Origin of the sequence: Methylobacterium brachiatum (genome assembly GCF_900113845.1) — a bacterium.
Taxonomy (GTDB): Bacteria; Pseudomonadota; Alphaproteobacteria; order Rhizobiales; family Beijerinckiaceae; genus Methylobacterium; species Methylobacterium brachiatum.
In genome coordinates this window covers 96,890-106,478 of record NZ_FOQW01000021.1, presented here as the reverse complement: position 1 = coordinate 106,478, position 9,589 = coordinate 96,890, and the positions used below count along the sequence as shown (strand labels likewise).

General features: G+C 71.9%; 6 protein-coding genes, 1 tRNA gene and 1 rRNA gene. 3 read left to right on the top strand and 5 right to left on the bottom strand.

Annotated features, from left to right (window positions below; genetic code table 11):
- Window positions 1-9 precede the first annotated feature (9 nt).
- Both rrf and BMZ47_RS23720 read left to right on the top strand, forming a co-directional pair.
- Window positions 10-125: ribosomal RNA gene (gene rrf / locus BMZ47_RS23725) — 5S ribosomal RNA — on the top strand.
- A gap of 104 nt (window positions 126-229) precedes the next feature.
- A tRNA-Met gene (locus BMZ47_RS23720) sits at window positions 230-306 on the top strand.
- Between the two features lie 73 nt (window positions 307-379).
- Here the strand turns inward: BMZ47_RS23720 and BMZ47_RS23715 are convergent.
- From BMZ47_RS23715 to BMZ47_RS23705, 3 genes are all read right to left on the bottom strand, one after another.
- Window positions 380-2,434 carry an ATP-binding protein gene (locus BMZ47_RS23715; protein ID WP_091864463.1) on the bottom strand — a complete coding sequence of 685 codons (2,055 nt, stop codon included), beginning with the start codon at window positions 2,432-2,434 and terminating at the stop codon, window positions 380-382.
- The gene (locus tag BMZ47_RS23710) at window positions 2,431-3,936 is read right to left on the bottom strand and encodes an ATPase domain-containing protein (RefSeq protein ID WP_091864462.1); all 1,506 of its coding nucleotides are present in this window, start codon (window positions 3,934-3,936) and stop codon (window positions 2,431-2,433) included. Before BMZ47_RS23710 ends, BMZ47_RS23715 begins: the two co-directional genes overlap by 4 nt.
- Before the next feature lie 136 nt (window positions 3,937-4,072).
- Complete coding sequence (locus tag BMZ47_RS23705; protein ID WP_091864475.1) at window positions 4,073-6,496, bottom strand: PAS domain-containing hybrid sensor histidine kinase/response regulator family protein; 2,424 nt, start codon at window positions 6,494-6,496, stop codon at window positions 4,073-4,075.
- A 353-nt stretch (window positions 6,497-6,849) separates the two neighbouring features.
- Here BMZ47_RS23705 and BMZ47_RS23700 point away from each other — a divergent pair, with 353 nt between their 5' ends.
- A complete protein-coding gene (locus tag BMZ47_RS23700; RefSeq protein ID WP_007562602.1) occupies window positions 6,850-7,578 on the top strand; it encodes a lysophospholipid acyltransferase family protein in 729 nt (242 codons plus the stop codon).
- Here BMZ47_RS23700 and BMZ47_RS23695 read toward each other — a convergent pair.
- On the bottom strand, window positions 7,575-8,633 hold the full coding sequence (locus BMZ47_RS23695; protein WP_091864461.1) for a glycosyltransferase: 1,059 nt from the start codon (window positions 8,631-8,633) through the stop codon (window positions 7,575-7,577). The genes BMZ47_RS23700 and BMZ47_RS23695 overlap by 4 nt on opposite strands.
- On the bottom strand, window positions 8,630-9,547 hold the full coding sequence (locus BMZ47_RS23690) for a glycosyltransferase family 2 protein (RefSeq protein ID WP_091864460.1): 918 nt from the start codon (window positions 9,545-9,547) through the stop codon (window positions 8,630-8,632). The genes BMZ47_RS23695 and BMZ47_RS23690 overlap by 4 nt, the downstream gene beginning before the upstream one ends.
- Between the last annotated feature and the right edge of the window lie 42 nt (window positions 9,548-9,589).

Below are 9,589 nucleotides of genomic sequence, written 5' to 3'. Positions count from 1 at the left end.
TTGCGCCGGTCTGGTGGCTTGAGCGGCGTGCCCAGAACCCGATCCCATCTCGAACTCGGCCGTTAAACACGCCAGCGCCCATGGTACTGTGTCTCAAGGCACGGGAGAGTCGGTCGCCGCCAGACCCGCACAACGCAATCACACCCTTCCCTCAGCACGATCAGCGCGATCGGCCCCGGAGCCCGCCCCACAGGCGATCAGCCAGCCCGGACCAGCCGCACAACCTTGGCGCGGGGTGGAGCAGCCCGGTAGCTCGTCAGGCTCATAACCTGAAGGTCACAGGTTCAAATCCTGTCCCCGCAACCAAATCTCTTTCGACAACTCGACCTTTAAAAGAACCCGGTTCGCTAGCGCGAGCCGGGTTTTCTGCGTTTGGGGCTCAGCGGCTCTCGCCGCCGAGCACGAGGCGCAGGGAGCGGGCGAGCTCGTCCCGGCGGTAGGGCTTGTTCAGGACCGGCAATTCGCCGTGGCCGATCATTTGGCCCTCGTCGAGATTGGCGACGTAGCCCGAGGTGAGCAGCACCTTGATCCCGGGGCGCACCCGCTGGGCCTCGGCGGCGAGCTGCGAGCCGTTCATGCCGCCGGGCATGACCACGTCCGAGAACAGGATGTCGATCCGCTCCACGTCCCGGAGATGCGCCAGCGCCTCGGCGGCGTTGCGGGCGACGATCACCCGGTAGCGCAGCTCCTCCAGGCTCTCCACGGCCATGCCGAGAACCTGCTCGTCATCCTCGACCAGCAGCACGGTCTCGCCCTCGCCGGCGCGGCGCAGCGGGATGGTGCGCAGGGCGCCGGCCCCGGTCTCCTCGTCGGCCGGGTCGGTGGAGCGGGGGAAGTAGAGGTTCACGGTGGTGCCGGCCCCGACCTCGGAGGCGATGTCGACGAAGCCGTTGGCGCTGCGGGTGAAGCCGTAGACCTGGCTCAGCCCGAGCCCGGTCCCCTTGCCGACCTCCTTGGTGGTGAAGAACGGCTCGAACACCCGCTGGAGCTTGTCGGGCGGGATGCCGGCGCCGGTATCGGTCACCGAGACCAGCACGTAGGGACCGGGCGCCACGCCCTTCTCGGCCACCGCGCCGGTGCCGAGATGGACGTTGCGGCTCGTCACCGCGATCCGGGTATGGCCCGGCCGGCCCTCCATGGCGTCGCGGGCATTGACGATCAGGTTCAGCACCGCGGCCTCGAACTGGGCCGGGTCGATCCGGATCGGATCGAGGGCCGGGTCGAGGTCGAAGGCGAGCTCGACCGCGCCGCCGGCGGCGCGCTCCGCCAGGGGCTTGAAGTCAAGGAGCAGGCGGTTGGGATTGAGCGTCTGGGGCCGCAGCATCTGGCGGCGCGAGAAGGCGAGGAGCTGCTGGGTCAGCTGCTCGCCGCGCCGGGCCGCGCCCATGGCGGCCTCCGCGAGACGCTTCACCCGGTCGACCTGCTCCGGCCGCCGCAGCACCATGTCGAGGCCGCCGACGATGACGGTGAGCAGGTTGTTGAAGTCGTGGGCGACGCCGCCGGTGAGCTGCCCGATCGCCTCCATCTTCTGGGCCTGGCGCAGGGCCTCCTCGGTGACGTGCTGGTCGGTGCGATCCATCAGGATGCCGGCCATCCGGGTCGGGGTGCCGGCCTCGTCGTACTTGACCTGCCCCCGCAGGGCGATCCAGCGCACCGCCCCGTCGGCCCGGCGGATGCGGCATTCGAGGTCGAGCCGGCCGGTCTGGACGACGCTCGCGAAGGCCCGGTCGACGCCCGCGCGATCCTCGTCGACGACATGGGCCAGGAAGGTCTCCCGGGTCCAGAACGTTTGCGGCGCGTCGTAGCCGAACACCGCGTCGAAGCGGGGCGAGCGCCGGGACGCGCCGGTGCCGTAATCGATGTCCCAGGATCCCATCCCGGCGGCGTCGAGGGCGAAGGCGAGGGTCTCGCGAGCGGTCTCGACCTCCTGGGTCCGCTCGGAGACGCGCCGCTCCAGCCCCTCGTTGGCGAGGCGGAGCTGCTCCCGGTCGCGCTCACGCTCCTGCAGGCGCTCGCGCGCTTGGTACTGGCGGCGGCGCGCCCGCAGGGCGGCGGCCGTGGCGCTGACCAGCGTCTCGGCGTTGATCGGGCGCTCCAGCAGGACGACGTTGCCGAGCTTGGCCAGCAGCTGCGACGCCTGCCGGGACCGGTGCCCGTGCTGACGGGTCGCCAGCACGATGAAGGGGAAGTCCGACCAGGCGGGCTGCGCCTCGAGCCAGGCGAACAGGGCCGTGGGCTCCCCGTCCCCGAGCGCCTCCTCGGTGACCAGGGCGGCCGCGGCCCCGGCCCGGAGGGCGTCCAGCCAGCCGTCCAGGTCGGGGCAGATGACGGCCTGCGTGCCGGCACGGGCCAGCACCTGCTCGGCCACCGCGGCGTCGCGCCCCCGCGGCGCCAGGATCAGGACGCGCGCCTCCTCCGGCGCTGAAACCGTCACCGCTCGCCGCCGGCGACGTCGCCGGTCAGCATCGCCACCGCGCCGCGGTAGGAGGGCAGGCCGGTCAGCACGCCCTCGAAATCGGTCAGGGCTTCGCCGACCTGGATCCCCTGGGCCGACAGCTTCATCTCGCGGATGGTGCGCTCATGCGCGTTGACCCGGCTCTTCACCACGGACAACGCGGTGCGGACCTCGCCCTTGGCCTCGAAGAACCGGAACAGCAGGATCGCGTCGCTGAGATAGCTGAGGTCGATATCGGTGCGGACCTCGCCGATCACCCCGTGCTGCCCCAGGACCAGCAGCGTCGTGACGCCCTGCTGGTTCAGGTAGCTCAGCATCTCGTGCATCTGCAGGATGAGGAACTCCTCGCCCGGCATCGCGTGCAGGTAGGCGTTCAGGCTGTCGAGCCCGACGAAGCTGCAGCCGCGCTCCTGCACGGCCTGCCGGAGCATGCTGGAGAATTCCCCGGGCGAGAGTTCGGCCGGGTCGATCTGCGTGATCGTCAGGCGCCCGCTCTCGAGATGCGGGGACAGGTCCATGCCCAGGATGGCGGCCCGGCTGAGCAGGGTCGCGAGGCCCTCGTCGAACAGGTAGTAGGTCGCCGTCTCGCCGCGCTCCAGGGCGGCCAGCATGCAGCGGATCGCCATCGTCGTCTTGCCGACGCCCGACGGGCCCAGCAGCAGGGTGTTGGTGCCGGGCACCAATCCGCCGCCGAGCAGCAGGTCGAGCGTATCCGTGCCGGTGGAGCGCGCCTGCGGGTCGAAGGCCGTGTGATGCTCGGCGGCGATCAGGCGCGGGAAGACCCGGATGCCCCCGGTCTCCAGCGAGAAATCGTGGTAGCCGCCCCGGTACTTGATGCCGCGCATCTTGACGATGCGCAGCCGGCGCCGCTCCGAGCCGAACTCGCGCGGCGCCTGCTCCAGCGAGATCACCCCGTGGGCGATGCTGTGGAGCTGCAGGTCGCCGGTCTCCGAGGTGCGGTCGTCGAGCATCAGCACGGTGCAGGCGCGCTTGGCGAAGAACTGCTTGAGCGCCAGGATCTGCCGGCGGTAGCGCAGCGGGTTCTGGGCGAGCAGGCGCAGCTCCGAGAGCGAATCGAACACGACCCGCTCGGGCTTCAGCGCCTCGACCCGGGCGATCACCTCGCGGACGGTCTCGCCGAGCTCGATCTCGGACGGGTGGAGGATCGATTGCTCGCTGTCGGGATCGAGCCCCATCTCGTTGACGAGCTCGTAGACCTCGATGTCGTCGAGCGACCAGCCATGGGTCGCGGCGGACGACCGGAGCTCCTGGCTCGTCTCGGACAGGGTGACGTAGAGCGTCGCCTCGCCCCTTGCCGCGCCGTCGCGCAGGAACTGGAGCGCCAGGGTGGTCTTGCCGGTGCCGGGCGTGCCCTCCAGCAGGTAGAGCCGGCTCGGCGTCAGCCCGCCGCACAGGATGTCGTCCAGGCCGGGAACACCCGTCGAGAGCCGCGGCGCCGGGGCCGTGTCGGTATCGGTCATCGGCTTGCCCTACGCTCCCCCGCGGTCCCACGCGTCCCCGGTGCGGCGCGCACGGTAGCGACCGTGCCCCGCCTTGTCAGTGCCGCCGGCGCCGCAGCCATGAGGCGCCCGTGCGCCGCAGGACGGCGCGCGGGCCTCATCCCTCGATCATGTCCCGGATGCGCGCGGCCAGGGCCTCGATCACGAAGGGCTTGGTGAGCACCTGCATGCCGTCATCCAGGTAGCCGTTGCCCACCGCGGCGTTCTCGGCATAGCCGGTGATGAACAACACCTTGAGCCCCGGACGGGTTTCGCGGGCGGCATCGGCCACCTGCCGGCCGTTCATCCCGCCGGGCAGGCCGACATCGGTGATCAGCAGGTCGATCCGCACGTCCGATTGCAGGACCTTCAGCCCGGACGGGCCGTCGGCGGCCTCGATCGCCGTGTAGCCGAGATCCTCCAGGATCTCGGTCACCAGCATGCGCACGGACGGCTCGTCGTCGATCACCAGCACCGTCTCGCCCTGCTCGGCCCGGGGCGCCGCCGCGGGGTCCGGCAGCGCCACCGCGGCGGAGATGTCGCCGTGGAAGCGGGGCAGGTAGAGGCACACGGTCGTCCCCCGGCCGACCTCGGAATAGATCCGCACCTGCCCGCCGGATTGGCGGGCGAAGCCGTAGATCATCGACAGGCCGAGCCCGGTGCCCTGGCCGATCGGCTTGGTGGTGAAGAACGGATCGAAGGCCTTGGCGATCACCTCCGGGGGCATGCCGGTGCCGGTATCGCTCACGCACAGCGACAGGTACTGGCCGTGCGGCAGGTCGCGCTCCCGGGCGGCGCGGTCGTCGAGCCAGCGATTGGCGGTCTCGATGGTGATGCGCCCGCCCTCCGGCATGGCGTCGCGGGCGTTGATGCACAGGTTCAGGAGCCCGTTCTCGAGCTGGCCGGGATCGACCAGCGCCGGCCAGAGGCCGACCGAGCCGACCACCTCGATATGGATCGACGGGCCGACGGTCCGGCGGACCAGCTCCTCCATGCCGTGGACCAGGGCGTTCACGTCGGTGGGCTTGGGGTCGAGGGTCTGGCGGCGCGAGAAGGCGAGCAGGCGGTGGGTCAGCGCCGCTGCCCTCTTGGCCGCGCCCTGGGCGGCGGTCATGTAGCGGTCGAGGTCGGTCATCCGGCCCTGGCTCATGCGCGTCTGCAGGAGCTCCAGGCTGCCCGAGATGCCGGTGAGCAGGTTGTTGAAGTCGTGGGCGATGCCGCCGGTCAATTGCCCGACCGCCTCCATCTTCTGCGATTGCCGCAGGGCCTCCTCGACCTTCTCGCGCCGGGCGGCCTCCTCCTCGACGCGCCGCTCCAGGGTGGCGTTGAACGCCTCCAGGGCAGCCTTGGCGCGCAGCTCCTCCTCGATGTTGCGGGCCTCGATGACGGTGCCGATCGGCTCGCCGCGCTCGTTCCGGATCGGGCTGGCGGTGAAGCCGACCGGGTAGAAGGAGCCGTCCTTGTGGACGAAGACCTCCTCGCCCTGCTCGCGCTCGTTCTCCGGGAAGGCCTGGTCGATCGGGCATTCGCAGAGCGGGTAGGGCGATCCGTCCGGCCGCGTGTGGTGGACGACGTCGTGCAGGGCGCGGCCCTCGGTCTCCTCCAGGGCGAAGCCGGTGAGGGTCTCGGCGGCGCGGTTCATGTAGCTGCAGTGCTGGCGTTCATCCATCAGGAAGATCGCCTGCGAGGTGTTGTTGAGGATCGCGTCGAGCCGGCGCGTGGTCTCGACCAGGCGCTCCTCGGCGGCCTTGCGGTCGTGGATGTCGGTGACCGAGCCGATATAGCCGCGGAAGCCGCCATCCTCGCCGCGGCGGGGCTGGGCCGCGTCGATGAACCAGCGATAGCGGCCGTCGGCGCCGCGCAGGCGGTACTCGACCTGGAACGGCCCGTGCCGGGCATTGGCATCCAGGAACGCCTGGGCCGACGGATCCCGGTCGTCCGGGTGGACCGCGTCGAGCCAGCCGAGGCCGAGGCTCTCCGTCTCGGTCTGGCCGGTATACGCGTACCAGCGGCGGTTGAGATAGGTGCAGGCCCCGTCGGCGCCGGTCACCCACATCATCACCGGGGCGTGGTCGGCCATGTTGCGGAACCGCGCCTCGCTCTCCCGGAGCGCGGTCTCGGCCCGCATCCGGGCGGTCGTCTCCGTGCAGGTGCAGAACAGGCCGACGACCGCGCCGGCCTCGTCCCGGAGCGGCGCGTAGGAGAAGGTGAACCAGGCCTCCTCGGGATAGCCGTGGCGGTTCATGACCAGCGGCAGGTTCTCGATCCAGCTCGCCGCGCCGGACATCGCGGCCTCGACCAGGGGCGCGATGTCCGGCCAGATCTCCGCCCAGACCTCCGGGAAGCGCGCGCCCATCGCGGCCGGGTGCTTGCTGCCGAGCACGTCCGTGTAGGCGTCGTTGTAGAGGAACCCCAGTTCCGGCCCGGCGGCCACGAACATCGGGAAGCCGGAGCCCTGCATCAGGCTGACGGCTGCGCGCAGCCATTGCGGCCAGCCCTCGGGCGGGCCGAGGGGCGAGGACGACCAGTCGAACGCCCGCATGAGCGCGCCGGTCGCGCCGCCGCCCACGATGGAAACCGGTCCGGTCGCCCGCTGGTCCGACAGAGCGCCTCCGTCATCCGCACGCCCCGTCACCCTGTCCAACCCGGTCTCCTTCGCGCCAGCGCCCGCTCGCCGGACCTTCCGATAACGCAGCAGGGCGGCGGCCGTTCTCAAGGTCGGCGCAGGCGGTTACGGGGCCCGGCCGGTGTCACCCGCGCGCGCCGACCCGCATAAACGAAAGCCGCGGACGGCGGCTGCGGCTTTCGCGCCGTCCTGAATTGCCGTGCACCCCGATCCGCGAGGCGCTATGCCGGGGATCCGCCCCGTTCCGGGGCCCGACGTGAATCCCGATCTTGGCGCAGACCCGCTCCCTCCTGTTCGTCGCCTACTGGACCGCCTGGACGGCCCTGTTCCTGGCGCCGCTCGTCGTCCTGGCGCTCGCCGGGGCGCCGGCCCGGCCGGTCCGCACGGCGGCACGGCTCTGGGCACGCGGGGTCCTGGCCGGCCTGCACCGCATCGTCGGGCTGCGCTACGTCGAGGAGGGGCGCGAGCACATCCCGAACGAGCCCTGCCTGCTCGTGGCCAACCACCAATCGACCTGGGAGACGCTGGCCTTCCTGGTGCTGGTCCCCGACGTGGCGATCGTGGCCAAGCGCGAATTGCTCGCGATCCCGGTGGTCGGCTGGTTCCTGCGGCGCTCGCCGATGATCGTGATCGACCGTGCCAACGGCACCCAGGCCCTCCGGGCGATCATCGAGGGCAGCCAGGCGGCGGTGGCGGCGGGGCGCTCGGTGCTGATCTTCCCGGAGGGCACACGGGGCCGGGCCGGGGATCCGCTGCAATTCAAGCGCGGCGTCGAGCTGCTCTACGGCCGGCTGCGCCTGCCGGTGGTGCCGGTGGCGGTGAATTCGGGCCTGTTCTGGCCCCGCGGCGCGGCCACCCGGGCCGGCACCATCGTGGTGAGCTACCTCGCGGCCCTCGCCCCCGGCCTGCCGGCGGCGGAGTTCCTGCGCGGCACCGAGGGCGCGATCGACCGGGAGCTCGACCGCTGGCGCCCGGCCGACGCGCAGGGTCGGCCCTAGCGCCCGGCCCGGGCCTGCCGGTACAGAGCCTCGCAGGCATCGAGCCAGCGGTCGCAGCTGAACAGGCGCCGGACCCGATCCCGCGGCACCGGGCGCGGGATCGCGAGCGCCGTGCCGATCGCCCCGGCCAGGGCGGCCGCGTCCCCGGGCTCCACGAGGCATCCGGCCTCGCCGACCACCTCCCGGGCGGCACCGTTGGCGAGGCCCGCCACCGGCAGGCCGCAGGCCATCGCCTCGATCGCCACCAGCCCGAACGGCTCGTCCCAGCACGGGGTGAACAGGAACACCGAGGCGCGGCCGATCTCGGCGGCGAGCGCCCGGCCGTCGAGATGGCCACCGTAGCGGATCGGGCCGCCGAGCTCCGGGGCGATCCGCGCCGCCCAGTAATCCGGCTCCTCGATCGGGCCGTACAGGGTCAGCGGGATGCCGGCGCGTTTCGCCGCCGCGATGGCGCAATGCGCGCCCTTGATCGCCGCCAGCCGCCCGGACCAGGCGGCGCTGCCGTCGCCGCGGTCCCGGAACGGCCAGGCCGCGGGATCGACGCCGTTGTGGAGCACCGACGCCTCCGGCGGTGCGCCCTCCGGCCACCAGGCCCGCAGCTGCGCCCGGGAGGTCACGGTGATCCGGTGACCGGGCGCGGGACTGTCGTGCACGAAGCCGCGCAGGGCGTCGTAGGGCGGCACGTGCAGGGAGGTGACGGTGGGAACCCGCGCAATCCGTCGGCGCTCCAGGGGCAGCCGGCTCAGGCTGTTGTTGTGCAGCACGTCGAACCCGCCCGCCGCGATCCGGTCGCAGGCGGCGGCGTAGCCGTCATCGACATAGGCCCGCAGCCCCGGATCGCCGCGATGCTCCAGGCCCGGGAAGCGGCGCTCGTGATGCTCCGGCACCACGGCGTCGATCGCGAAAAGCGGGTCGCTGTCGCCGGCGGCGAACAGCACGACGTCGTGGCCGCGGGCCACGAGCCCCGCGGCGAGGTGCCAGCTATGGGCCTCCATGCCCCCCGTGAAGGGCGGCGCGACCGGGTGGCGGATATGGGCGAGGAGCGCGATCCTCACGCGGTCGCCGCCGCGCCGACCCGGGATTCCAGATACCGGATGACGGAGGCGGAGTTGGTGTAGGGCTGGTGGCTCTGCTGCCCAGTCAGGGCGAGGTCGTCGGCGTCGGGCCGGCGCAGGATCCGGATCGGCTGGTCAGGCGTGTCGTCGATCAGGCCCATGACCCGGAACGCGTAGAGCCAGTGGCCCATGGTCCGGTAGCCCCATTTGGCCTCGAACAATTCGGCGTTGCGCACGACGCTGTCGAGGTGGTGGATCGGCGGCATGTGGTGCGGGTGGTACTGGTGATAGGCCAGCGCGCCCTTGATCCAGGCGATCGGGGTGCCGCCCTGGTCGAGGATCTTGCCGAAATCGGTGTCCTCGCCGCCATAGCCGGTGTAGCGCTCGTCGAAGCCGCCGAGCGCCCGGAAGGTGTCCCGCCGGATCGCGAAGTTGAGCGACCAGAAGCACCGGTAATCGTTGCACAATTCGATGCCGGAGGCCGGAGGCCCGCGGCGGTCGGAATGCCGCTCCGCGCTCGCCGCGAGGTCGGCGTAGCGCCAGGCGCCCGCGGTGGCGTGCTCGGGCAGGTGCAGGACCTCGCCCATCAGCAGGCCGTCGAGCTCGGCGAGCCCGCGCGCATAATCGGCCACGAGGTCGGGGGCCGGGATGCAGTCGACGTCGAGGAAGACGATGCCCTCGCCGCTGGCCGCGTCCACGCCGCGGTTGCGCGCGGCCGCCAGCGGCAGCTCGCGGCCCGGAACCCGGATCTGGCGGACCGGAAACGAGGTCTCGGGCAGGTCGTAGGGCTCGTCCTGCATCACCGCGACGATGAACTCGGCGGGGGCCTGCGTCTGGCGCTCCAGGCCGCGCAGCACGTTGCGCAGATGCGCCGCCCGGCCCTTGGCCAGGGTCACGACGGAAACGGTGGACATGCGACGGTCGGGCTCCGGCTGATGGGGGACGGGGTAGGGGCG

Bases quoted from the DNA above. Each gene is read 5' to 3' on its own strand.
- BMZ47_RS23710 (WP_091864462.1), bottom strand. From the start codon at position 3,936: ATGACCGATACCGACACGGCCCCGGCGCCGCGGCTCTCGACGGGTGTT.
- BMZ47_RS23705 (WP_091864475.1), bottom strand. From the start codon at position 6,496: ATGCGGGCGTTCGACTGGTCGTCCTCGCCCCTCGGCCCGCCCGAGGGC.
- BMZ47_RS23690 (WP_091864460.1), bottom strand. From the start codon at position 9,547: ATGTCCACCGTTTCCGTCGTGACCCTGGCCAAGGGCCGGGCGGCGCAT.